Source organism: Flavitalea plasmicola (assembly GCF_030546645.1).
Classification (GTDB): Bacteria; Bacteroidota; Bacteroidia; order Chitinophagales; family Chitinophagaceae; genus Puia.
Genome location: NZ_JAUOTO010000003.1, coordinates 225823 through 243973, shown reverse-complemented (window position 1 = coordinate 243973; position 18151 = coordinate 225823). Strand labels below are relative to the sequence as shown.

Here is an 18151-nt window from a genome sequence, read left to right as displayed (position 1 = left end):
GAAATTATTTACCACCGGATATGCCCGTCGATAAACCGGATCAGGCCATCGGCCAGCATTTCCTGCTCTTTGGCGCTGGGATGTCCGGATGTGCCTTTATAGGGAATAAAGAGCGTAAACATTTTTTTATCCTTTAAAAGGCTGACTGCTTTCTGTATATAACCTGGCCAGGGAGCGCCTTCTTTAGTGGCATCCATATTTCCCAGCATGCAGATGATATATGCCCTGGGATACTTACTCCTCACCTGCTGCACAAATTTCTGATAGGACGCGACGATAAAGTCCGCACCGGGAGCTGTTGTTCCAAATTTTGCCTTAAACTGCTCGTGGTCCGGCATATTAACCAGCCAGGAATCATTCTGGAACAGGTTGATCACGACAACATCGGGCCTGAATCGGGAAAAGTCCCATTTGCTGGTGGAATCTGCGGGGTCCAACCGGTCATACATTTCAGGCATGATCAAAGGAAACCAGCTGATGGTGATCCCAATGCCGCTCTTGGCGGTGCAGTTGAATTCAGCGCCAAAATGCCTGGCGGTGATGGCCGCATAGCTGATATAGGCGTTCTCATACGGTGCCGTCCCTCTATCCTTTCCGGTGGTATCTTCCACCGCATACCCACAGGTAATGGAGTTGCCAAAGAATTCTATCTTTCGTTTTTTTGCAGGAGGGGCGGATAGCAGGGTCGTTTGCTCATCCGGCAGCAGCGCATAGAGCCAGGTCTTTCCCATCGCCCATTCAGTACGCTTGAATAGCTCCAGGGTATGAGTGCCCGGCTGCATTCCTGACACCAGCGTATACGCTGCTTTCAGGCTGTCAGGGTGCAAGACGCCTGCCGGCTTGCCATCCACCACAATAGTGTAATAATTATCGCCCCGTTCGTCCTTTAGCAGCGCCTTTATTCCTGTACCGTTGAATTGAATGGAGGCGGATGTAGCCGTCCAGGAAAGCTGTGCTGCGCTATCCGTCATGGCTACTCTTCCCATGTAGTGGATACGCGGGTCATTAAAGCGGACAGTAGAGTCCTGCGCATGGCTTCGGCAAGCGATAGTTATAACCAGCAGGAGAAGCAGGCAGCATTGTCTGTTTTGCATGAGGACAAATATAAGGCAGGCGCTGTCAAACTAGGCCAAAATTTGCGCGATCGCTTCCGCTATACGCTGCAACAGCTCCGTTGAAGGAAGTTTGCCTGGCGTTTCCGGTGGTATGATCGCCCGGTAATTGCCTTCTTCATCCCGCTCGAAGATGACATCCATTCCATCTACATCGACGTGAAAACGGTGGATGTAACCGAGGACCTGCAGCGTGGCCTCAAACTGCCTTTCGGCGTTATTGTAATTCACCGGGATGAGAAATATATCTTCCATTGTCCTGTGAAAATAGGCTATTATCAAACAAGCCGTATCTTAGATAAAATAAATTTCCATCTCATGGGTGTAGTGCGCAATCTTTTTGGCGATAATGAGTATAATAAAAAACCTTCAGATGAGGATCACAGGTTGTTGGAAAAAATAGAAGTGATGCCGGGACTCCAGCTTTCGAGGGCATTGGCGGCACATTGGATGGACATCGAAAGGACCAGGCTGCCCTATATTAAAATTGAGGCAACGCCTGCAACCAGTCTTTCCCTGCTGCAGAGTTCTTTTGGCTACTACCCTGCCCTTCCAAAGGGATTTCCCTATCCTACAGATGCGGAAGGGAAGTTTCTCTACCCACTGGCCCAGATCCGCTGTTCCGACCTGCCTCCCTTGGCGGGCTTCCCCGCCAGCGGCTATCTGCAGTTCTATATATCCGGCGGAGACGCATACGGGCTGGATTTTAATGACGGGCAGTCCCAGAAAAATTTCAGAGTGCTGTTCTTCGAAGAAGAGGAAGTGCATGAACACGAAACGAATTTTGATTTCCTGGCGCTCGGAGACACCGACAGCTATAATGTTCCGTTATATACGCCCCATACGCTGTCCTTCCAGCAGCTGGATGATTATGTGGGCGTGGCGGATATACGTTTCGGACGGCATGAGGCTTTTTTTATGACGATCAAGGAGGAGCATTCTGCCATCGCCGATGAGCTGGAGGAAGAAATGTGGAAGGCCTTTCAGGGCAGCGGCCATAAGATAGGTGGATATGCTTATTTCACCCAGTGGGACCCCCGTGATGACGAAGGGCCGGTGAAGGATTATATATTATTATTCCAGATGGACACCGATGCGGAGATCATGTGGGGGGATGCAGGCGTAGGAAACTTCTTCATCGCTCCGGAAGACCTGGCGAAAAAAGATTTCTCCCGCGTGCTGTACAATTGGGATTGCGGCTAAACATTCAATTATGAAATATTTCTTTCTGCTGCTGCTCGCCGGCTTTTTTACCCGGCAGGACAAATGGGCCCCGTTATACAACGGTAAAGACCTCAGGGGATGGGATTCTTATCTCAGGCCGGACAGCAGTGGCAAGGGAGGACTAAATCATGATCCTAAAAAGGTCTTCACTATTGTCCGCGATGGAAATGAAAATGTTATCCGTGTCTCCGGCGAAATGACAGGGGCCATTTCCACCCAAAAGGAATTCGGGAACTATCATTTACAGCTGATGTTCAAATGGGGAACGCTCACCTGGGGTAAGAAAAAAAATAAGAAAAAGGACAGCGGCTTGTTATATCATTCCGTCGGTCCCTATGGCGCGGATGCAGGCGCCTGGATGCGCAGCCAGGAATTCCAGGTGGAGGAAGGGAATTGCGGCGATTATTGGGGATGCGCCGGGGGTACGGCAGGGATCCCTGCGCTGAAAAGATCGGACAGCCAATATGTATACAACCCTGCTGGGCAACTATACGCTTTCAGGAATGATAACAATATAGGTCGGCATTGCGTCAAAGGCGGCGATGCGGAAAGGCCTTCGGGAGAATGGAACACGCTGGACCTATATTGTCATGGCGACACCAGCATACATGTGGTCAATGGCAAGGTGATGATGATCCTGTACCACAATGGCCAGGTGGAAAAGGGCGAGGTGCTCCCCCTCACGGAAGGTAAGATACAGCTACAGTCGGAAGGCGCCGAGATTTTTTACAAAGGAATAAGAATACAGTCTATCGGGCAGCTGCCTGTTGAATTGCTGCAGTGACCCTGGACAGGTCGAGCGTCTTAAATTCCGGCTGCCGGACCAGGCGGCTTTTATCATTGAACCCGCATTGGACCGCCATTTGGAGATCATGTTCGGCCGCCTGCGCGTTCTTCTCCCGGATATGCAGAACAGCAGAAAAATACCAGGCTTCACTATTGGTTGGATCCGCGGTTTTATACAGTTCTGTAAAATACCGGGCTCCATCATTTTCATTGTTGCCGATCAGGCGATTGCTGAGGGAATAGAATGCCAAAGAAAGATAAGCCTGCAGCCGCTGATACATTCCTCTTTCAGGCGTTTTTGCGGCGGCCTTTATTTGCAGGTCGTGTATGGCGGTGGTCCAGTAAGGCATGTCCTGCTGTTGAAAATGCTGCATGTATTCCTCCTTGATGTTCTGTTCCCGGGCAAACTGAGATTGCCGGGACCGTAACTGCTGTTGATACTGCGGATCATTCGCAAGGGACGCTGCCCGTGTCTGGAACCAGTTGGTTTCAGGACTGAGCCCGTCCAGCAGGCTGATAGAAAGCTGACACTCCTGCATCGCCTTTATGAAGCGATGAGACTGGACGTATACGGTCAGCCGTTTCTTACTGTCTGCCACATAGCTGGTGATCAATGCATTGTCCTTCGGAATGGCCCCTTGTCTTATAGCATCGAATTGCAGGCCCGCGAAGGCCAGGTTCATGATGTTCCCGGGCGCCCATTCATGTATACCGTCGAAAATAATGATACGATGCCGCGTGCGTGTTCCGGCCAGGCTGCCATCGATGGCTACAAGATCCGTCAGGTTCATATCTCCTTCCCCCGCTATCGCCGTAAAGCTGAAATTATAATCGCCAGGAGGTGTACCGTCGGGAAGCCCTGCGCCACCGGCGATCACTCCTTTTACTCCCGGATGTTGCAGCGCGATAAAACTGGCCACTTTGGCCCCGCCTGAGAAACCACAGGTATATATACGGGCTTCGTTGATCTTCAGCCTGCTCTTCGAGTCGTCTGAAAGATGGCGCCATATGTTCTCCGTGCTTGCCCAGTCGTTGCCATTTTTCGAGTTGTTGCTCCCGGCAAGAATGTAACCGTAGGCATCAGCGAGAGATCTGTATTTTTTCAGGGGCAGGGTTCCGTCTCCATGAGGGTCGAAGAAGTAGATAATGGGCGATGGGCCATTGCCGGCTTTTACTGGCACATAGAGGGCATAGGATTGGGATGAGTCGTTTTTGCAGACGACTTTTTCTATGAGCTTGCCGGGAGGGAATGGGCCGTTGGCATATGCGCAGATACGGGTTGTCAAGACCAGTAATATGAGCCAGCTTTTTATCATTCCCAAATGTAAGCCGGAATATAATTGTTTACGCCTCCTGCAACGCTTTAATATCCAGTTTCTTCATTTTCAATAGCGCCGTCATCACACGGCCTGATCTTGCAGGATCATCCATCAGCTGAGCCAAAATGGACGGTACGATCTGCCAGGATACGCCGAACTTATCTTTTAACCAGCCGCATTGCTGCGATTTTTCATCCCCTCCTTCCTTTAGCTTATCCCAGTAATAGTCCAATTCTTCCTGGTCCTTGCAGCTCACGATAAATGAAATAGATTCATTGAAGTTGAACAGGGGGCCTCCATTAAGCGCGGAGAATTTCTGTCCGTCCAGCGTAAAGTCTATCGTCAGCACGGTGCCCTCCGGCATTTGATGGACCTCAAAACCTTCTTTTCCATAACGGCTGGTCCTGCCGATGCTGGAATTGGGAAAAATGGATGTATAAAATTTTGCTGCTGCTTCTGCCTGCCAGTCAAACCAGAAGCTGGGTGTGATCCTCTGAACGGTTGCCATAACAATGTTTTTTAGGTTATTAGTTATATCATGCAAATTACAGCCCCTACGACATTCCGAAGGGCGTGGAACACGACATTGTCAGGGGGAGATTGTGACAGATATATCCGCTTACAAACTTGGGTCCAGGGGCTCGCTTTCCTTAACGAAATACGCCTTTACTTCTTTTTGGAGTAGGATCGCCGCATTCGCCATTGCCATTGCCGGACTCATATCAGCCGGAGTGATGGCCCGGACTGCCTGCAATTTCAGGAGACCCGCGTCGTCAACTTCCGTGATGCCGCAAAAAGCAATGGCAGGGATATGATGATCTCCGGCCAGCAAGGCTATTTCTCCCACGACTTTCCCATACGATGATTGTTTATCGATCTTTCCTTCGCCCGTGATGACGAGGTTGCCTTCCCCAATGGCGTCTCTGATCCCTGAAGTATCCATCACCAGCTCGACGCCTTTTTGCAGCCGGACATCGAAGAACCCCATCAGTCCTGCCGCGATGCCGCCGGCGGCGCCGGTTCCAGGGACGGAAGCGATGTCTTTTTGCAGCAGGCCGGAAAAATGACGGAGACCATCGTCCAGTCGCCGGACCTCTTCGGGCAAAGCGCCTTTCTGGGGAGCATATACGAAGGCGGCGCCCTGCTCACCGTAAAGGGTGTTCTGCACATCACAGGCAATCTCGAATTGTACCGTTGGCAATCGCGTCGGAGGAATGATCTTGTCGATGTGAACGAGGTTTTCACCGCAGGTATTCACCGCGTGACCGCCTTTATCCAGGAACAGAAAGCCCAATGCCTCCAGTATACCCGTTCCTGCGTCATTGGTAGCGCTGCCCCCCAGGCCGAGGATGATCTTTTTTGCGCCGGCGTGTATGGCATCATTTATCATGAGCCCGGTCCCTTTGGTGGAGGTCTTCAAAGCATTCCTTTCTTTTTCCTTCAACAACACAAGCCCGCTGGCGGCAGCCATTTCGATGATGGCGACCCCATTCTTCAGCTCATAGGAGGCGGCGACCGGTCTCCCCAGGGGATCTTCAGTATAAGAGTGCATCGTATCCGTCTGGAGATAATGTTTCATCACCGCGGCAAAGCCGTCCCCTCCGTCGGCCATCGGAAAGGATAGGCAGCTAATGGTCTTATCGAAGGCTGCTATGCCGGCGACAATGGCTTCACAGGCCTCAAAGCTGGTAAGGCTTCCTTTAAATTTATCCGGGGCGATGATGACTTTCATAATTGATCGCAACAGGGAAGCAAGATACTTCTTCCAGGAGAAAGTCTTAACTTTAAAAGAAAAATGGCCAACCAAGGGCTGCTTTTTATACCTGACATCAGCGGCTTCACACGCTTTGTCCATTCAACGGAGATCGAACACAGCCGGATGATCATCCAGGAATTGCTGGAAACATTGATCAATACCAATCAGATAGGGCTTGAGATCTCCGAGATCGAGGGAGATGCCATCCTTTTCTACAAATTCGGGGACATTCCTGACCTGGAAGTTTTGTATAAACAGGTAGAACGTATGTTCTGTGAATTTCATAAGCAGCTGATGGCTTATGACCAGACAAGGTTCTGTCAGTGCAAAGCCTGCATATCCGCTATCGACCTGACTTTAAAGGTCATCACCCATTATGGCGAATTCACGGGCTACAATGTAAAAAACTTCAACAAGCTCATTGGCAAGGACATTATCGTCGCCCACCAGCTGTTGAAGAACGATATCGAGCAGCATGAATACTGGCTACTGACCAATAGCGCGGCGCAGCAGCCACCCGTCGGCTTTAAACAATGGATGCAATGGGGCAGCAGCGCCAAGCAAACGGAAAATGGCGAGATCCCATTTTATTATACCCAGCTAAGTCAGCTGAAAAATGAGATCCAGCCTGACCCCTCCCCTCAGCTATGCATCCAGGATAAAGTGAAGATGTTGTCATTTTCCAGGGAGTATTCTACGGATATCATTACCCTGTTCCATGCGGTGGGGGACTACCACTATCGCGCCCGTTGGCAGGAAGGAGTGAAAAAAGTGGAAGAGATCAACCACTTCCTTCCCCGGGTGGGCATGCGTTCACGCTTTTTATTAGACAGCGGACTGGCACTGATCTTCACCAGCAGCTATGCCTATCAGAAAGACAGGATCGAGTTTAGCGAGACGAATGAGAAGAAGACCGCCACCACTTACTTCCTTATGGAAAGGATAAGCGATGACAAGACCCGGCTTACGCTGAGCTACCACGTGAAGAAAGATCCGGTGGCCAACTTCCTGTTCCGCCTGACAAAAGAGAAGAAAATGGAAGCGGCGTATGAACGATCGCTGCTAAACCTTGACAAAGTAGTGGCGGAGATCCCCAGCTACGCCTACGATGTTGAAGAATGAAAATATTCCCTTCTTAGTCTGTCCAGGGTCCTGCCGGTGTTGTCAAGCATTTTCAATATCACCGGTGCATCGCTGTTTTTCGGTGCCTATATTGACCCGGGCCCGTTGCTGCATACGTACCTCATACTTAATACCGTACGTATAGCTGGTATTTTAAATAAAATTAACCCATGGCGTCCACACTATATTAATCGATAAACCCGTTTTAAAACCAGGCCTTACCAGGCGAAATGATGCCGGCAAACAGGTCGAAAAAAAAGGTTCCTATGAGCGTTAAAATCCGACGGGTCCTGCTTCGGTTTATTCTTTTGCCGATTGTCATTCTCCTCGTACTGGTGATCACTGCCGTTGCGATCCTCTATTCCCAGCAACAGCGTCTGGTGGGAATAGCTGTGAAAGAGCTGAACAAACAGCTGCCGGGAAGATTGGTGGTGGACGGCAGCGAGATCACCGCTTTCCAGAATTTTCCTTATATCTCCATCGGGCTGAAGAACGTTAAATTCTATCCCGGCAAACTTGCGTCGGATAAGCCTATTTACGAGGCAGAGCGCATGTTTGCTGGCTTTAGTCTCTCAGATATCCTCAAACAGCAGTATCATGTGAAGGTGATTGCATTGAAGAATGGTCATCTGGACCTGGTGCAGGACACAGCCGGCAAGCTGAATATCGTAGAGGCCAGCCGGATGACGAAGGATACGACGAGAGTCGCCAATACTTCCGCTCCCGCGGCACTGGATCTTGCCATAAAAAAAATAGTCCTGAAGAACATCATCATCTCCTATCTGGACAAGAGGAGTGGGCAGCAGATCGCCACGCATATAGATAAAATACGCTCTTCCTTACAGGATGATAGTATGAAGGTGATCGCTGAGCTTCAGGGGGGCATGATGGTGGATTATACCCGTCCCGGGGACACTGCCTTGTTCCGGCACAACCATCTGGAGACGAATGTGCAGCTGACCTATGAAAAACCGGGGCAAGTACTAAGGCTGGGAGTCTGCAATCTGAAACTGGAAGATGCCCTTTTCAATATCACCGGGTCGGCGGACTTTTTACACGACAACCTGGTGGATATCCGCGTGACGGGAGACAAGCCCGATTTTGCGCAATTATTCTCTTTCGCCCCGCCGGAAGTGGTTAAAGAGCTGAAGCATTTCCGTTATGACGGGCACCTGGCGTTCGACGGAAAAATTAAAGGCAAGTTGAAAGGCGGTCAGCAACCATTGATCGAACTTTCCTTCTCCTGCCGCAATGCGTGGCTGAACAATACGCACGCCAACAAAAAACTGGACTCCCTCGGCTTTAAAGGGTACTATACCAATGGAGCCGGCAGGAGCCTGAAAACCTCAGAGTTGCGGCTGCTGGATATGACGGCCCGGCCCGGTGAAGGGATCTTTAAAGGCAATTTTGTCCTACGCGATTTCTCCGACCCCAAGATCTCCATGCGGGTGAACGCGGAACTGGAGCTTGGATTTATCGGAGCGTTCTTAGGGATAAAGGATCTGCAGCGATTAACGGGGCATATCAGCCTGAAGATGGATTTTAAAGAGCTGGTGGACCTCAGCCTGCCAGAGCAATCCGTGGATAAGCTGACGCAGGGTATACAGAGCGAGCTGACAGTGCGTAACCTTACATTCCGGGTCCCCTCCTATCCTTTTAATATCGAGCATGTGAATGCGCATGCTGCCATGAAAGACGGCTTTTTAAACCTGGATTCCCTGATCTTCAAGGTCGGCAATTCTGACTTCCATATGGACGGATGGATCAGCGATCTGCCGGCTATCTTCCATCGCCAGCAAAAGCCGGTGCAGGTGGCTTTCAATGCCCATAGCAATAAGATCATCCTGCGGGAGCTGCTGAATGCCGATACTAATCAGAACAAAAAAGCAAGAGAAGAGATCTACGGTTTCAACATCAGCCTGGCGCTGGAAACTTCGGTAAACGAGCTATTGCATCCAAAACCTCTTCCAAGAGGTAAATTCAGTGTCCAGAACCTGAACGCTGCCTTCAAACGATACCCCCATGTCTTTCATGATTTCGGCGCGGAGCTGACCATCGAAGATACGACCCTGCGTCTCAAGAATTTCGCCGGCAAGATAGACAGCAGCGACATTCGTTTCAGCGGTCGCGTAAACAATTATGCTTTGTGGTTCAACAAAGTGATGAAGGGAAGAACGCAGGTGGCATTCGACCTGAAATCCCAGCACCTGGCCATGCATGATCTGCTGGGACGCAAGAGCCGGCAATACGTACCCAAGGACTACCATGACGAAGTAGCTTCCAACCTCTGGCTTCGAAGCAAAATAGACCTGAAATATGATTCTGTTTTTCGATTTGCCAATATCAGGATCGCCAATATTTCAGGAGAGCTGAAAAATCACGCATTCCGGCTGGACAGCGTCAACGGCAATGTGAAGATCGGCACCGACAACTTTATAAAGATCGATACGTTGAAGGGCAAGGTCGGTAACAGCGATTTCGACATCAGCATGCGATTGTACACCGGTAAGGACACCATGAGGATGAAAAAAGAGAATTACCTGCAATTCTCCGCGCGTATGCTGGACGTGGACCAGCTGATGAGCTATCGTCTGACGGCTGAAGAGCCGGCGCCTGATCTTTCGGAGATGCCGGCGGCCAATGTAGTGGCAAAGACGTCCGTGCATGCCAGCGCCTTCAATGTATTCCAGATACCCTTTATCAACTTCAATGCATCGGCGAACATCGGAAAGATAAAATATCGCCGTCTCTGGATAAAGAACTTCTTTACCAATATCCGGATGCAGACCAATCAGCAGTTGTATCTCGACACCTTAGGCATGGACATCGCGGAAGGCAAGATCAATGCCCGCGCCCATTTCAATGGCAGCAACGCGGATAAGATCTATTTGCGGAGCAAGATCAAGGTGCAGGACGTGAACATAGAAAAGATGATGCTGAAGCTGGATTATCTTGGACAGGATTATGTGATCAACAAGAACATAAAGGGCCATCTCAGCGGGGACATCAAAACTTATATACAAGTGCATCCCGACCTGACGCCCCTGATGGACCATTGTCAGGCGGAGATGGACGTCGCTATTACCGACGGTATGCTGGTCAATTTTACACCCATCAAGGCCATGTCAAGCTATTTTTCGGATAAAAATCTGAACATGGTGCGCTTTGATACCTTACGCGACAAGCTCACTTTCAAGGATGGCGCACTTACCATCCCTTCCATGAATATCAATTCCTCTCTTGGCTTTATGGAGATCTCCGGCACCCAGTCGCTGGATACCCATATGGAGTATTATGTTCGCATCCCCCTGAAAATGGTGACACAGGTCGGCTTTCGCATGCTCTTCGGCAGGAAGCGGGAAGAGGTGGACCCTGACCAGGTGGATGCCATAGAATATCGCGATAAGGACAAGCGGGTACGGTTTATGAACCTGAAGATATCCGGTACGCCGGATGATTACAAGGTGGGGCTGGGCAAGGCGAAAAAGGCTTAACCCATTTAATTCTTAATAGTAACATAACGCATCGGACGGCATACGCTTGCAACCTGCTGCTTGCATACTTTCAGGGATGAGCAAAAGCCATAGTTTCCTGGCAGGAGACACTGCCAACCATGCATGGCATATCAATTGCATTGTGTCTGTAAAATCATTATTTTATGCCAGACAAAGCAACCATGGATCGCGCTAAACGCGACAAGCAGCAAGGCAAGTCCGCCAGCACCCAGGCAGGTGAATTTGTACGCAAGGAGATCGATAATATCCGCGAAGGAAAACATGGAGCCCGCAATACCAAACAGGCGATTGCCATCGGTCTGTCCGAAGCACGCCGTGCAGGCGTCGACCTGAAGCAGCCTAAGAAAGGCACTGTTTCGGAGAAGACCCGCGCAAATGCCAAAAGGGATACAGAAAAAGGGAAGAGCCATGCGCCCGTTTCAAAGTCGCGCAGCCAGGCCAGAGTAAAAGCCTTGCAAAAAGAAGGGACGGAGGCGGCATCCCCCAGGGCGTTGTCCCGGCAGGCAAGATCCGCCGCCAGCAAGCGCAGCGCCGCTGACAGGAGCGCATCTGCCAAAAAGGCCGCGGCGACCAAGGGACCGGGCGGGCGTTCGTCAGCAGCAAAAAAGGCTGCGAGGACAAGGGCCAGCCGGTAAATAGGTCATTTCGGCTACAAGGCGGCTTATGGGACGCTTACAAATGTTAAAATTTCTTTAAGGCGTTGGGCCATCACCCTATTTTTTTCTTAATTGGGGGTAAATTGGGGAATCTAAAATTTATCCAATGGTGAAAAGCCCGTCGCGCCGGACCGTGAAGTTTGTGAATGTGTTGTGCCTGTCCCTGGCCGCTTTCTTTTTCCTCAGTTTTTTACCCCTTGCTCCTGCCCCGTCTCCCACTCCTGAAATATCCAGTGTTCACAGCAAGACTGCCAAGGCTGCTATTCCAAATTTTTCGTACGCCGATTCATCCCGGCTGAACATACTTTATAACAGCCTGCAGCTAGACAGCCTTGGACTGAGCATGGAAGCTTTTCATAAAGGGATTGCAGGCTTTTTGAGCCTGGTCCTGTCGGGCGAGGTTCGCAATCCGGGGGTTCTTTCCATCATCGATTTCTCGAAGCCGTCCACCCAAAAGCGGCTTTTTGTATTGGACATGTACAATGAGACGCTGATATTCAATTCCCTCGTCGCGCATGGTCGCAACTCCGGTAAATTACTCGCTACCCGTTTTTCCAATCGCCCAAACAGTTATATGAGCAGCCTGGGATTTTATCTCACGGGGGAACCTTTCATCGGGCAGCATGGGTATTCTCTCAGGCTGGAAGGGAAGGAAAAAGGATGGAATGACAATGCCCTTCACCGGAGCATCATTATGCACCCGGCAGATTATGTAAGTGAAGACCACATTCGCCAGTGGGGTTACCTGGGCCGGAGCGAAGGGTGCCCTGCTATCCCTGAAGACCTGGACAAATCCCTTATCGATATTATCCGTGGGGGAAGCTGTCTCTTTATCTATAGCCCGGATATCAGGTATCTGCATAGATCACGGCTGGCTTCATGAGGTCATTTCTTTATATCTCCCTTGTTACGCTGTTTGTGATCGCTGGCTGTTCCTCTGGTCCGGGGCACTCTCTCCGTACAAAAGGCATAGCAAATCAATCAGGCTCTTGCGTACAAGGAAGGTCCATATTGAAATAAGCACTATTACCAAAACTGCCAGTGAAAAAGGCCCAGAAATATCCCATTTTTATTTTTCCCTAAAGTACTCTCCCGCTTCTAAAGTATTTGTTAATATATAGTCCGGCTTATTGCAGGTACCTCTCCATTGACCTATCGAAAATTTCTTTGACATCTTCCGTGAGATTCAAATCCCGCATAAAGCTAAACAGCATATCGAAAGGGATGGCCTCCACCTGCTTTTTGATCCGTTGTACTTCTCCGTGCGGCAGCGGCATCCTGTTGGGGTAGCTGTACATAACAGCTATATGCTTCTTATTGGGGGAAATCACCAGTGTATCTCCGCAAAACACGGCCCCTTCTTCAGAGAGAGAAGGAACGTGCAAAATGCTGCTGCCCGGGAAATGGCCGCCGACATTGATGAGCCGCATCCCATCCCATAGAGGATTTTCGGTCCCATCCCAAAGCTCCACGCGGTCGCCCTTGCCAAAGATCCATTGCTCATCGCTGCGATGAATGTAGACAGGGCAGTCAAATGTTGCGGCCCAATCATGCATATTGCTGTAATAATGGGGGTGCGAGAAGGCAATGGCACGCAAGCCGCCACGCGCTTTTATAAATTCGACGATAGGCTCATTGAGCAGCGGGATGCAATCCCAAAGAACATTTCCTTGAGGGGAAAGGATAAGGAATGCCCGCTGTGCGATGGCAAAAGAGGGGGCGATCTCCAGCTCATAGACGTTTTGCCGCAGCTGGTTGGTTCGGACGCTGTATCTCGACGTCAATTCTTCCGGTGTGGTCCAGCGTTGCCCCCCTTCGGGGAGATATTGCCTGTCGTCCGCGCAAATGGGACAAACATCGTATGAGGCATTCGAAGAATAGTAGGTGCCGCAGGTGGCGCAAATTTTTGACGGTTGCATATCGATGAATTTTTTAATCCTTTTCCGCTATCATGTGCATGGAAATAGCGATCCTGTTCCAGCTGTTGATCGTCACTACGGTAAAGATAAGCTGTGCCACGCCGGTGTTCCCAAAGTGCTGCAGCGCTTTTTGATAAGTGTCTTCTGACAAGCCCCCCTCGCCTATCCGGGTGATCTCTTCGGTGAGCTTCAACGCAGCCTGCTCCGCCAGCGTGAAAAAAGGGGTTTCCCACCAGGCGGCGATGGCAAAAACCCTTTGTTCCGTCTCTCCTGCCTTCCGGGCGTCTTTGGAGTGCGTATTGACGCAATAGCCGCAGCCATTGATCTGAGATGCCCTCAACTTTACCAGTTCTACCAGCTTTGGGTCCAGGTCAAATGCGGCGATCTGCCTGTCGGCGGCGTCCATTGCCTTGTAAATACGGGGCTCCGCCTTGTCTATATTCATTCTTTCTGTCATATAATGTGCTTTATTGATGGAATAAAAGTAGTATCTTTCTGGATTAGCTAACTAATCCAGAAACAACAAAACAACTAATCCAGATATGCAACTCCTGGAAGAATTGATCCGGATTGACGAAAAGTCCGGGACACCCATATATCTGCAGATCACCAATGCCTTTATTCACAATATCCGGTCAGGGCGGCTACGCAAAGGATTGAAGCTGCCGGGGAGCCGTGAAGTCGCGGAAATTTTACATGTCAACCGTATGACCATGGTGGCGGCCTATGACGAGCTGCAGGCGCAGGGATGGATAGAGATGCAGGCGCGTAAAGGAACTTTTGTAAAAAAGGATTTGCCTGTCCTGACACCCGGGAGGATCGATGCGGCGCAGCCTGTCTTTAGTATGCCGGAAAAGACGATGTTTCCCTTTGATGAAAAAAAGATCGTGCCGGTGCCGTTGGGAGATTTTCCTGAGGCAGGCAAGCTCATTATCAATGACGGCTTCCCTGACGGCCGCCTGGCCCCAACGGAGGAACTGATCAGAAGCATGCGAAGTTTTTCCCGGATGGCCACTCATAAGAAATACCTGATGTATGGCGGCGCCCAGGGGACTGGATTGTTACGGGAGACGCTGGCCGGATTTTTAAGCGATACACGGGGCCTGCCCATTACGCCTCGCAATATCCTTATTACGCGCGGCGCGCAGATGGGAACCTATATCGCTGCCAGCATAGTGCTGTCACCCGGTGACGCCATCATTGTCGGAACACCCGGATACTCAGGCGCCGACCTTACCTTTCTGCAGTTGGGCGCCAGGATCAACCATGTTCCTGTAGATGGGGAAGGTATGGATATCGACGCGGTGGAAAAGCTTTGCCGGGGCAAAAAGATCCGGATGGTCTACGTGATCCCGCATCACCACAACCCCACGACCGTGACCCTAACTCCGGAAAGAAGGATAAGGCTGCTGGAACTATCGGTGAAATATAAATTCGCCATCATAGAAGATGATTATGACTACGACTTCCATTACGCCAGCAGGCCCATGATGCCAATGGCCAGCCTGGACAGGCATGGGAGCGTAATCTATATCGGTACATTGACAAAGACATTGGCGCCGGCTATCAGGATCGGCTTTATGGTGGCCCCGGAACTTTTCATCCGTCATGCCGTCTGGCTACGAAAAGCATTGGATACACAAGGCGATAGTCTCATGGAAAATGCCGTTGCGGGACTCTATAAGGATGGTACGATCAGCAGTCACATCAAAAAGTCCGTAAAGCTCTATAAGGAAAGAAGGGACCATCTATGCGAATTGTTGTCGTCGGAACTGGGAGATCACGTGGATTTTAAAGTGCCGGACGGGGGCATGTCCGTATGGGTGAAATTTCTGCGGGCCGATATGGTGAAAGTGTCGAAGAAGGCCTATGCGAAGGGATTGATCATCAGGGATGGCACGGCTTATGACGCTGACACCAGGAGGTACAACTCCGTGCGGATGGGATTTGCGTCCCTCGATCATAAGGAGCAGGAGCAAGCCATCGGCATACTGAAAGCAGCGATCGATTGAACAACGAAGGGTATTTCTTGTTAGATTGCATTAAAATATTAATCTATAGCAATGGCAACAAATTCTACCCCGGCGCCCGTAACAGCCCTTTTTCTGGACGTTGGAGGCGTAATGCTTACCAATGGCTGGGACAGGAAGTCAAGGGAAGCGGCGGCAAAGCAATTCGGACTGGACCTGGATGATCTGAACGACAGGCATCGCATGACTTTCGATACTTATGAGACCGGCAAGCTCAGTCTGGATGAATACCTGAAGAGCTCCGTCTTTTATAAGGATCGCCCATTCACTATGGAAGCGTTCCGCGATTTTATGTTCCAGCAATCCGTGGCTTATCCCGAAATGATCGGCCTCATCAAAGCTTTGAAAGCAAAGTACAAGCTCCGGATCGCCGTGGTCAACAATGAAGGCAGGGAACTCAATGAACACAGGATAAAGATGTATAAGCTAAACGAATTCGTGGATTTCTTTATCTCGTCTTGTTTTGTACATTTCAGGAAGCCGGATGCGGACATCTGGAAGATCGCGCTGGATATTGCACAGGTGCCAAGGGAAGAAGTGGTGTATATTGACGACCGCCCTATGTTTGTGCAGGTGGCGCAGGGATTGGGACTTCGGGGTGTCGTCCACAACCACAGGAATGTGGCGCAGACAAAAGAGGCGCTGGAAGGAATGGGACTGACATTATAGCGAAAGGCCGGCTATCGCGGGGGAGCTACGAGACCGATCCTGCTACTATCTGATATGGTTATCTGTGGATAAAAATCATCTTTGGTCCCAGGCAGGCCATCCATGCCGGACGAGAAGAGGAAATACCGATCTCCTACCCTGCCGTAATTGTAATAGATATTCTTGGCCGTCGCGCTGACCATTAGCGCATCAGCGATGGGTGCAAGTTGATCATCTTTCTGTATTTGAATGAGACTATCGGGATATTGTCCATGCTGCAATTTGTAGAATTCTATATTATGGACGAGACTATTGAGCTGCATTTGCGAAATCTCGCGAAAACCTTTCTTAAACATCGGATTATTAAAGACTGAATAGAAGAGAAAGGAATAAATGGCCACTGTAAAGAGTATTCCGAAAGCACCGATAGCGATAAGGAGCTTGTCTTTGTATTTGAAGATTCCATATAGCAGCAACGCCAATCCAACAAATGCCCCGATCAACGGGAATAAACATAGCAGGCCCAGCAAATAGGGCGGCTTTTGCCGGGTGTTGGGAGTTTGCATAAGCCCCAAAATAATAAAAATCCGTTATAATTCTACTGGTCCCGGTCATTATTACAGATAGCTCAACCACCATTGTTGCCGCTGATGCGCCCGCTTATAACGATCGTAGTACTTACACAGGGGGTATAATGCCAGGACGGTGACGGCCCAGACCATGTACACGACCCATAGGTCAAATCCATATCCTTTCAGTTCCGCGGTTTGGTTCACGCGGCTGGGGAGGATCATAGCCGAAGCCTTATATCCCTGAAAGAGGGCGCCTGCTATTGCCAGTAGATGAATGAGGAAAATATGCGCCAGGTAGTAGATCATGGGCACTCTCCCGAAGACAGCAATCTTCTCCCTGACCTTTCTCAGCGGCTTGAATGGGACGGGACGGGTGATGCAAGGCTGCCACCTTTCCGCAAACACCAGGAAGATCATGGCAGGTCCCAGGGTCATCAGCACATACAAAAAGGAAGGAGGGTATTTGGTGACATTGACGAACGAGCAAAGCGTGAGAAGAGGGTGGTTCTGGCGGGTCCAATGGGCGGCATCGCCATAAAAATTGCCGGACCGCAGGACAAGGAAGAGGCTGATAGCACCGAAACCTATCGACAACAGCGAGACCTTCCTTAATTCGGGGTTTGCCTCAGGCGCATATAATGCGCCGAAATAATACCCGAGCGTGATCACTCCGATCCAGGGCACGACGGGATAACGGATCATATACATCGAATGTCCACACCGGAAGGTCGCCGGATCATGTAAAAAGGACCAAAAGATGGAGACGGGACCTTCCCCCGGAAAGTGTATGCCATCCAGCATATTGTGACCTGCTACCAGCAGCAGGCCGAGCAGCAGGATAAGACGTCTGTCCAGGTATATGACGGCCGACAGGACCATCATGCTAATGCCTATGGCCCAGATCACTTGTAAATTATGAACCGGATAGGCGGCGTTGAACGTCCAGCCAAAGGTGACAACGAACAGCTCCAGCAGCACCAGCCATATTCCCCTGGTAAAAAGGAATATGGACAACTCCTTTTTACTTTTATTGAGACCGTATAGATATGCGGAAGTTCCTGAAAGGAACACGAAGATGGGTGCGCAGTAATGGGTTACCCACCTGGTAAAGAAAAGGAAGGCATTGGTGCGATGCAGATTCGTCGGATCATACAGGAAGGCATCGTGGTGAAAATAGTCGCGGACGTGGTCCAGGGCCATGACGATCATCACGATCCCTCGCAAAAGGTCTATTGATTCAATACGTTTCTTAACGGCTGACATAACGTGCAATTCGAGTTTAAGGGATGAAAAGGGGGGTAGGCAGGCAGATAAGGGGCGGAACATAAAATAAAAGACCCGGACAAAGAATTGCCGGGTCTTTTCTGTTTCAAACCATGTTGACCCTTGCTATGAACTATTCAACGGGTCAAAAGTATGTTACAATTCGATGGAGAAAAATGGAAATGATCTATGGGCTATGGCAACATGATCTTCGGCTTGTATCATTTAC

The 18151-nt window shown here is 50.1% G+C and carries 17 protein-coding genes; 8 read left to right on the top strand and 9 right to left on the bottom strand.

Annotated features, from left to right (window positions below; translation table 11 throughout):
* Positions 1-8: 8 nt before the first annotated feature.
* Both Q4E93_RS11020 and Q4E93_RS11015 read right to left on the bottom strand, forming a co-directional pair.
* On the bottom strand, positions 9-1094 hold the full coding sequence (locus Q4E93_RS11020; RefSeq protein WP_303585137.1) for an SGNH/GDSL hydrolase family protein: 1086 nt from the start codon (positions 1092-1094) through the stop codon (positions 9-11).
* A gap of 30 nt (positions 1095-1124) precedes the next feature.
* Positions 1125-1367, bottom strand: a complete 243-nt coding sequence (locus tag Q4E93_RS11015) for a hypothetical protein (protein ID WP_303585135.1) — start codon at positions 1365-1367, stop codon at positions 1125-1127.
* A 63-nt stretch (positions 1368-1430) separates the two neighbouring features.
* Here Q4E93_RS11015 and Q4E93_RS11010 point away from each other — a divergent pair, with 63 nt between their 5' ends.
* Positions 1431-2315, top strand: a complete 885-nt coding sequence (locus Q4E93_RS11010; RefSeq protein WP_303585133.1) for a YwqG family protein — start codon at positions 1431-1433, stop codon at positions 2313-2315.
* 10 nt (positions 2316-2325) lie between these two features.
* On the top strand, positions 2326-3120 hold the full coding sequence (locus Q4E93_RS11005) for a 3-keto-disaccharide hydrolase (RefSeq protein ID WP_303585131.1): 795 nt from the start codon (positions 2326-2328) through the stop codon (positions 3118-3120).
* Here Q4E93_RS11005 and Q4E93_RS11000 read toward each other — a convergent pair.
* The 3 genes from Q4E93_RS11000 to Q4E93_RS10990 all read right to left on the bottom strand — a co-directional run bounded on the left by Q4E93_RS11000 (position 3086) and on the right by Q4E93_RS10990 (position 6173).
* A complete protein-coding gene (locus Q4E93_RS11000) occupies positions 3086-4408 on the bottom strand; it encodes an alpha/beta hydrolase family protein (RefSeq protein ID WP_303585130.1) in 1323 nt (440 codons plus the stop codon). The genes Q4E93_RS11005 and Q4E93_RS11000 overlap by 35 nt on opposite strands.
* Positions 4409-4466: 58 nt before the next feature.
* Positions 4467-4949, bottom strand: a complete 483-nt coding sequence (locus Q4E93_RS10995) for a VOC family protein (protein ID WP_303585129.1) — start codon at positions 4947-4949, stop codon at positions 4467-4469.
* Between the two features lie 111 nt (positions 4950-5060).
* On the bottom strand, positions 5061-6173 hold the full coding sequence (locus Q4E93_RS10990) for a glycerate kinase family protein (RefSeq protein ID WP_303585128.1): 1113 nt from the start codon (positions 6171-6173) through the stop codon (positions 5061-5063).
* Positions 6174-6236: 63 nt separating this feature from the next.
* Here Q4E93_RS10990 and Q4E93_RS10985 point away from each other — a divergent pair, with 63 nt between their 5' ends.
* The 4 genes from Q4E93_RS10985 to Q4E93_RS10970 all read left to right on the top strand — a co-directional run bounded on the left by Q4E93_RS10985 (position 6237) and on the right by Q4E93_RS10970 (position 12373).
* Positions 6237-7319: a DUF2652 domain-containing protein gene (locus tag Q4E93_RS10985; protein ID WP_303585126.1), complete on the top strand. Its 1083-nt coding sequence runs from the start codon at positions 6237-6239 to the stop codon at positions 7317-7319.
* Between the two features lie 266 nt (positions 7320-7585).
* Positions 7586-10813 carry an AsmA family protein gene (locus Q4E93_RS10980; RefSeq protein ID WP_303585124.1) on the top strand — a complete coding sequence of 1076 codons (3228 nt, stop codon included), beginning with the start codon at positions 7586-7588 and terminating at the stop codon, positions 10811-10813.
* A gap of 164 nt (positions 10814-10977) precedes the next feature.
* Positions 10978-11469, top strand: a complete 492-nt coding sequence (locus Q4E93_RS10975; protein WP_303585122.1) for a DUF6496 domain-containing protein — start codon at positions 10978-10980, stop codon at positions 11467-11469.
* A gap of 127 nt (positions 11470-11596) precedes the next feature.
* Positions 11597-12373: a murein L,D-transpeptidase catalytic domain family protein gene (locus Q4E93_RS10970; RefSeq protein WP_303585120.1), complete on the top strand. Its 777-nt coding sequence runs from the start codon at positions 11597-11599 to the stop codon at positions 12371-12373.
* A gap of 244 nt (positions 12374-12617) precedes the next feature.
* Here the strand turns inward: Q4E93_RS10970 and Q4E93_RS10965 are convergent, their stop codons facing one another.
* Together Q4E93_RS10965 and Q4E93_RS10960 are read right to left on the bottom strand one after the other, a co-directional pair.
* Entirely contained in the window at positions 12618-13409 is a 792-nt protein-coding gene (locus tag Q4E93_RS10965; RefSeq protein WP_303585118.1) for an MBL fold metallo-hydrolase, read from the bottom strand.
* Between the two features lie 13 nt (positions 13410-13422).
* Positions 13423-13866 (bottom strand): carboxymuconolactone decarboxylase family protein, encoded by a 444-nt coding sequence (locus Q4E93_RS10960; protein ID WP_303585116.1) that lies wholly within the window; start codon positions 13864-13866, stop codon positions 13423-13425.
* A gap of 85 nt (positions 13867-13951) precedes the next feature.
* Between Q4E93_RS10960 and Q4E93_RS10955 the strand changes: the two genes are divergently transcribed.
* Both Q4E93_RS10955 and Q4E93_RS10950 read left to right on the top strand, forming a co-directional pair.
* Positions 13952-15421 (top strand): aminotransferase-like domain-containing protein, encoded by a 1470-nt coding sequence (locus Q4E93_RS10955; protein ID WP_303585114.1) that lies wholly within the window; start codon positions 13952-13954, stop codon positions 15419-15421.
* Positions 15422-15472: 51 nt separating this feature from the next.
* The gene (locus Q4E93_RS10950; protein ID WP_303585112.1) at positions 15473-16108 is read left to right on the top strand and encodes an HAD family hydrolase; all 636 of its coding nucleotides are present in this window, start codon (positions 15473-15475) and stop codon (positions 16106-16108) included.
* A gap of 11 nt (positions 16109-16119) precedes the next feature.
* Here the strand turns inward: Q4E93_RS10950 and Q4E93_RS10945 are convergent, their stop codons facing one another.
* Both Q4E93_RS10945 and Q4E93_RS10940 read right to left on the bottom strand, forming a co-directional pair.
* Positions 16120-16653 (bottom strand): type II secretion system protein, encoded by a 534-nt coding sequence (locus Q4E93_RS10945; RefSeq protein WP_303585111.1) that lies wholly within the window; start codon positions 16651-16653, stop codon positions 16120-16122.
* 51 nt (positions 16654-16704) lie between these two features.
* Entirely contained in the window at positions 16705-17922 is a 1218-nt protein-coding gene (locus tag Q4E93_RS10940) for an acetyltransferase domain-containing protein (RefSeq protein ID WP_303585108.1), read from the bottom strand.
* Positions 17923-18151 lie beyond the last annotated feature (229 nt).

Bases quoted from the DNA above. Each gene is read 5' to 3' on its own strand.
- Q4E93_RS10975 (WP_303585122.1), top strand. From the start codon at position 10,978: ATGCCAGACAAAGCAACCATGGATCGCGCTAAACGCGACAAGCAGCAA.
- Q4E93_RS11005 (WP_303585131.1), top strand. From the start codon at position 2,326: ATGAAATATTTCTTTCTGCTGCTGCTCGCCGGCTTTTTTACCCGGCAG.
- Q4E93_RS10980 (WP_303585124.1), top strand. From the start codon at position 7,586: ATGAGCGTTAAAATCCGACGGGTCCTGCTTCGGTTTATTCTTTTGCCG.
- Q4E93_RS10965 (WP_303585118.1), bottom strand. From the start codon at position 13,409: ATGCAACCGTCAAAAATTTGCGCCACCTGCGGCACCTACTATTCTTCG.
- Q4E93_RS10995 (WP_303585129.1), bottom strand. From the start codon at position 4,949: ATGGCAACCGTTCAGAGGATCACACCCAGCTTCTGGTTTGACTGGCAG.
- Q4E93_RS10985 (WP_303585126.1), top strand. From the start codon at position 6,237: ATGGCCAACCAAGGGCTGCTTTTTATACCTGACATCAGCGGCTTCACA.
- Q4E93_RS10960 (WP_303585116.1), bottom strand. From the start codon at position 13,866: ATGACAGAAAGAATGAATATAGACAAGGCGGAGCCCCGTATTTACAAG.
- Q4E93_RS10990 (WP_303585128.1), bottom strand. From the start codon at position 6,173: ATGAAAGTCATCATCGCCCCGGATAAATTTAAAGGAAGCCTTACCAGC.
- Q4E93_RS10955 (WP_303585114.1), top strand. From the start codon at position 13,952: ATGCAACTCCTGGAAGAATTGATCCGGATTGACGAAAAGTCCGGGACA.
- Q4E93_RS10940 (WP_303585108.1), bottom strand. From the start codon at position 17,922: ATGTCAGCCGTTAAGAAACGTATTGAATCAATAGACCTTTTGCGAGGG.
- Q4E93_RS10945 (WP_303585111.1), bottom strand. From the start codon at position 16,653: ATGCAAACTCCCAACACCCGGCAAAAGCCGCCCTATTTGCTGGGCCTG.
- Q4E93_RS11010 (WP_303585133.1), top strand. From the start codon at position 1,431: ATGGGTGTAGTGCGCAATCTTTTTGGCGATAATGAGTATAATAAAAAA.
- Q4E93_RS10970 (WP_303585120.1), top strand. From the start codon at position 11,597: ATGGTGAAAAGCCCGTCGCGCCGGACCGTGAAGTTTGTGAATGTGTTG.
- Q4E93_RS11015 (WP_303585135.1), bottom strand. From the start codon at position 1,367: ATGGAAGATATATTTCTCATCCCGGTGAATTACAATAACGCCGAAAGG.
- Q4E93_RS11020 (WP_303585137.1), bottom strand. From the start codon at position 1,094: ATGCAAAACAGACAATGCTGCCTGCTTCTCCTGCTGGTTATAACTATC.
- Q4E93_RS10950 (WP_303585112.1), top strand. From the start codon at position 15,473: ATGGCAACAAATTCTACCCCGGCGCCCGTAACAGCCCTTTTTCTGGAC.